The sequence below is a fragment of the Streptomyces sp. NPDC054840 genome (assembly GCF_053611065.1).
This window is the reverse complement of record NZ_JBSGZP010000551.1, coordinates 1-5,112: the sequence shown is the minus strand read 5'-3', so window position 1 is coordinate 5,112 and position 5,112 is coordinate 1. Positions and strand designations below refer to the sequence as shown.

Genomic DNA, 5,112 nt, shown 5'->3' with positions numbered 1-5,112 from the left:
CGGGGGGGGTCGGTTCGTGCCCTTCGTCGGGCGATCCGGACGGACGCCCCACGGGACCGGGAAGGCCGATCCTGCCGAGAGGTACCTTCCGTCGGCTGCCTGCCGAGCCCCTGCTCAGCGCCGCGGTGGACGGCGGATGCGTCAGCCGGTGGCGGCCTTGCGGGCCGCCTGGCAGGCCGTGCGGCCGGTGAGGGCACAGAGGCCTCGGACAGCCGCCTCGGACGTCCTGTGGGGGACGTCCCGGAGCTCAGAGGCGGTGGGCCGCGCCCACCGGGCTGGCGCCGCGGGTGTCCAGGAGCAGCTGGGCCTTCACGGCGAGGCCCTGCAGGTCGTAGGTGCGGTGGTGCTGGAGCAGGATGGTCAGGTCCGCGTTGGCGGCGGCCTCGTACAGTGACTCGGCCCGGGGGACCGGCCGGTCCCTGACCCGCCAGCCCGTGATGTACGGGTCGTGGTAACTGATCAGCGCGCCCAGGTCGATCAGGCGGCTGGCGATCTCGCGGGCCGGGGAGCCCTCCTGGTCGGCCAGGTCGGGCTTGTAGGTGACGCCGAGGAGCAGGACGCGGGCCCCGCGGGCGGATTTGCCGTGCTCGTTCAGCAGGGTGGCCGAGCGCTGGATGACGTACTGCGGCATCCGGTTGTTGATCTCCTGCGCCAGTCCGATCATGCGCAGGGGGTGGCCGGGGGTGCGGGTGGTGTGGGGCAGGTAGTTCGGGTCGAGCGGGACGCCGTGGCCGCCGACGCCGGGTCCGGGGCGGAAGGCCTGGAAGCCGTACGGCTTGGTCTCGGCGCAGCGGATGACGTCCCACAGGTCGACGCCGAGGTCGTGGCAGAGCACCGCCATCTCGTTCATGAGGGCGATGTTGACGTGCCGGTAGTTCGTTTCGAGGAGCTGTACGGTCTCGGCCTCGCGCAGGCCGCGGGCCCGGACCACCTTCTCGGTCAGGCGGGCGTAGAAGGCGTGCGCGGACTCCGTGCACGCCGGAGTGAGGCCGCCGATCACCTTGGGGGTGTTGGAGATGCCATGGGTGCGGTTGCCCGGGTCGAGGCGGCTGGGGGAGTAGGCCAGATGGAAGTCCCGGCCCGCCCGCAGCCCGGAGCCGGTTTCGAGGATCGGGCGGAGGTAGTCCTCGGTGACGCCCGGGTGGGCGGCGGATTCGAGGATCACGGTGGTGTGGGGGCGCAGCCGGGCGGCGAGCGCGCGGCCGGCCTCGCCGACGGCGGAGAGGTCCAGCGCGCGGTCCGCTCCGAGCTGGGTGGGGGCACAGATGACGGCCGTGCGGACCCGGCCGAGCTCGGCGGGGTTGGTGGTGACCCGGAAGCCGGCCGCCGACATGCGGCGGATCTCGGCGGCGGTGAGGGTGGAGTCCGTGACCGGACCGCTGTCGTAGCCGACCGTCTCGATTCCGGCGGCAACGGCCGCCTGGGCGAGTGGGAGGCCGAGATGGCCGAGTCCGATGACGGCGAGATCTGCGGGCATGGGGGTGCCGTCCCTTCCCTGACATGAGGGGGCTGCCGCGCAAGTTCTCCGGGGACAGGGGAGCTGGCGCAATGTCAGACTAGGCGTATATATGACAGATATGTCGCATTCTGGAGTGAAGGCCACCGTTGTGTTGTCCACAGGCGGTGGCTGATGTGGGTGCGGGCGGTCAGAATCGTGGAACGGGGCATGTGAGCGGGATCTCATCCGCACCCAACGGGAGGCAGCCGTGAGGACAGCGACACTGGGGCCGGTGCAGCGGGCCGAGGCCCTCGGCCTGATGGCCGAGCGGGAACTGGACGTGCTGGTGGTGGGCGCGGGCGTGGTGGGCGCCGGCACCGCGCTCGACGCCGTGACGCGCGGTTTGTCGACCGGCCTGGTGGAGGCGCGGGACTGGGCCTCGGGCACCTCCAGCCGCTCCAGCAAGCTGATCCACGGCGGCCTGCGGTACCTGGAGATGCTCGACTTCGCTCTCGTGCGCGAGGCGCTGAAGGAGCGCGGCCTGCTCCTGGAACGCCTCGCCCCCCACCTGGTGAAGCCCGTGCCCTTCCTGTACCCGTTGCAGCACAAGGGCTGGGAGCGGCTCTACGCCGGCTCGGGCGTCGCGCTGTACGACGCGATGTCGGTCTCCAGCGGCCACGGGCGCGGCCTGCCCGTGCACCGGCACCTGTCGCGGGGGCGCGCGCTGCGGGTGGCACCGGCGCTCCGCAAGGACGCGCTGGTGGGGGCCCTGCAGTACTACGACGCCCAGATGGACGACGCGCGCTACGTCGCGACGCTCGTGCGGACGGCCGCCGCGTACGGGGCGCACTGCGCCAATCGGGCGAGGGTCATCGGCTTCCTGCGTGAGGGCGAACGGGTGGTCGGCGCGCGGGTGCGTGACGTGGAGGGCGGAGGTGAGTACGAGATCCGCGCGAAGCAGGTCGTGAACGCGACGGGGGTGTGGACGGACGACACCCAGGCGCTGATCGGGGAGCGCGGCCAGTTCCACGTACGGGCCTCGAAGGGCATCCATCTGGTCGTACCGAAGGACCGGATCCATTCGAGCACCGGGCTGATCCTGCGGACCGAGAAGTCGGTGCTGTTCGTCATCCCCTGGGGCCGGCACTGGATCGTGGGGACCACGGACACCGACTGGGACCTGGACAAGGCGCACCCGGCGGCGTCGAGCGCGGACATCGACTACCTGCTGGAGCACGTGAACTCGGTGCTGGCCGTGCCGCTGACGCGCGACGACGTCCAGGGGGTGTACGCGGGCCTGCGGCCGCTGCTGGCGGGGGAGTCGGACGCGACGAGCAAGCTGTCGCGCGAGCACACGGTGGCGCATCCGGTGCCGGGGCTGGTGGTGGTCGCCGGCGGCAAGTACACGACGTACCGGGTCATGGCGAAGGACGCGGTCGACGAGGCCGTGCACGGCCTGGACCAGCGGGTGGCCGAATGCGTGACGGAGGACGTGCCGCTGGTGGGGGCGGAGGGATACCGGGCCCTGTGGAACGGGCGGGCACGGATCGCGGCACGGACGGGGCTTCATGTGGTGCGGGTGGAACACCTGTTGAACCGCTTCGGGTCGCTGACGGAGGAACTGCTGGACCTCATGGCCGCCGACCCGGGACTGCGGGAACCGGTGACCGGGGCGGACGATTACCTGCGGGCGGAAATCGTGTACGCGGCCTCGCACGAGGGGGCCCGGCACCTGGACGACGTACTGACGCGGCGGACCCGGATCTCGATCGAGACCTTCGACCGGGGGACGCGGTCGGCGCGGGAATGCGCGGAGTTGATGGCGCCGGTGCTGGGGTGGGACAAGCAGCAGATCGAGAAGGAAGTGGAGCACTACGAGAAGCGGGTCCAGGCGGAGCGTGAATCGCAGCGCCAGCCGGACGACCAGGCGGCGGACGCGGCGCGGCTGGGGGCGCCGGACATCGTTCCGTTGTAACTCCGGGACACGGAGGGGGGAACCGCAGACCCGGGGCGCCCGTCCGTTGCGGAGTGAGGAAGAATGAGGGTTCTGCCGGGGCGGGTTATCGCGAGCCCCGGCCGCCGGGTCGCTCAGCCGCTGGGGCAGGCGGAGCAGCGGCACGATCGCAGAGGGGACGCATGTCGAAGCCGGAGCACACCGAGTCGCCTGCGGCGAAGCCCAGCAGTGCGGAGTCTGCGGCTGGTGCCGTGCCTTCGGACGCGTCTGACGGTTCGCCTGCCGGGTCGCCTGCGGCGAAGCCCGAGGGGGCGAGGCCTGCGGTCGACGCCGCGTCGGTGGCGAAGCCCGAGGATGCGAAGCCGGCGGCTGCCGGACCGGGGCCGAGCAAGAACGTGTCCGCACCCGGGGCGAAGCCGGTGGCTGACGCTGTGCCTGACGGTTCGCCTGACGGGTCGCCTGCGGCGAAGCCCGAGGGCGGGAAGCCCGGGGCCGCCGGACCGGGGCCGAGCAAGAACGTGCCCGCACCCGGGGCGAAGCCGCTGGCTGACGGTTCGCCTGACGGGTCGCCTGCGAAGCCTGCAGCCGCCGAGCCGGGGCCGAGCAAGAACGTGCCCGCACCCGGGGCGAAGCCGGTGGTGAAGCCCGAGGGTTCGAAGCCGGCGGCTGCCAAGGCGGGGCCGCGCAGGGACGTGACCGCGCCCAAGGCGGGGGGTGAGGTGGTCAATCCCGTCGTCGAGAAGGCCGATGCCATGGCCGCCGCCGTCAAGGCCGCCGCGGCCGAGGCCGCCAAGGGCGGGCAGGACGAGGGACGGCTGCTGGCGGGGCGGTACCGGCTGGGGGCCGTGCTCGGCAAGGGCGGCATGGGGACCGTCTGGCGGGCCCAGGACGAGACCCTGGGCCGGACCGTCGCCGTCAAGGAGCTCCGCTTCAGCACCGGGGTCGACGAGGACGAGAAGCGACGCCTCATCACCCGCACCCTCCGCGAGGCCAAGGCCATCGCCCGCATCCGCAGCGGCGGCGCGGTCACCGTCTACGACGTCGTCGACGAGGACGGCCGGCCGTGGATCGTCATGGAGCTCATCGAGGGCCTCTCGCTCGCCGAGTTCATACGCGAGAACGGCCCCCTCACCCCGCACCGCGCCGCCGAGGTCGGCCTCGCGGTGCTCGACGTGCTGCGCGCCGCGCACGGCCAGGGCATCCTGCACCGCGACGTGAAGCCGTCGAACGTGCTCATCGCCGGCAACGGCCGAGTCGTCCTCACCGACTTCGGCATCGCCCAGGTCGAGGGCGACCCCTCCGTCACCTCCACCGGCATGCTCGTCGGCGCGCCCTCCTACATCTCCCCCGAGCGCGCCCGCGGCCACAAGCCCGGCCCGCCCGCCGACATGTGGTCGCTCGGCGGCCTGCTGTACGCCTCCGTCGAGGGAGTGCCCCCGTACGACAAGGGGTCCGCGCTCGCCACCCTCACCGCGGTGATGACCGAGCCGGTGGACCCGCCGAAGAACGCCGGCCCGCTGACCGAGGTCATCTACGGCCTGCTCGCCAAGGACCCGGCCCACCGGCTCGACGACGCCCGCACCCGGGCGATGCTGGGCGCGGTCCTCGCGGCGCCCGAGCCCGCGCCGGCCCCCGTAGCGGCTCCGGCGGCCGAGGAGACCCGGCAGATTTCGCTGGCCGACGCCAAGGAGGCCGTGGAAAAGGCCGCCGCGGACAAGGC

Annotated in this window: 3 protein-coding genes; 2 read left to right on the top strand and 1 reads right to left on the bottom strand. The window is 72.7% G+C overall.

Annotated features, from left to right (window positions below):
* Positions 1–247: 247 nt before the first annotated feature.
* A complete protein-coding gene (locus ACWGIU_RS29335; protein WP_453710795.1) occupies positions 248–1,477 on the bottom strand; it encodes a nucleotide sugar dehydrogenase in 1,230 nt (409 codons plus the stop codon).
* 229 nt (positions 1,478–1,706) lie between these two features.
* Between ACWGIU_RS29335 and ACWGIU_RS29330 the strand changes: the two genes are divergently transcribed.
* Together ACWGIU_RS29330 and ACWGIU_RS29325 are read left to right on the top strand one after the other, a co-directional pair.
* Positions 1,707–3,413, top strand: coding sequence for a glycerol-3-phosphate dehydrogenase/oxidase (locus ACWGIU_RS29330; RefSeq protein WP_453710793.1), 1,707 nt, complete (start codon positions 1,707–1,709; stop codon positions 3,411–3,413).
* 161 nt (positions 3,414–3,574) lie between these two features.
* Positions 3,575–5,112 (top strand): protein kinase domain-containing protein (locus ACWGIU_RS29325; RefSeq protein ID WP_453710791.1); only part of this gene is annotated, 1,538 nt, incomplete at its 3' end.